The organism is Carboxydocella sp. JDF658 (genome assembly GCF_002049395.1).
GTDB lineage: Bacteria > Bacillota.
In genome coordinates, this window is sequence record NZ_BDLR01000139.1 from 1 (window position 1) to 201 (window position 201).

Annotated in this window: 1 rRNA gene; it reads right to left on the reverse strand. The window is 51.2% G+C overall.

Annotated elements, in window-relative coordinates:
- Positions 1 to 201, reverse strand: a 23S ribosomal RNA gene (locus tag JDF658_RS12770); the annotation flags it as partial.

A 201-nucleotide genomic window follows, 5' to 3' on the forward strand; every position in this document is an offset into this window, starting at 1 on the left:
GGCTTAGCCCCGGACATTTTCGGCGCACAACCACTCGACCAGTGAGCTATTACGCACTCTTTAAATGATGGCTGCTTCTAAGCCAACATCCTGGTTGTCTATGCAGCTGCACATCCTTTCCCACTTAGCCTGTACTTCGGGACCTTAATCGGCGGTCTGGGCTGTTTCCCTCTCGACTATGAAGCTTATCCCTCATAGTCT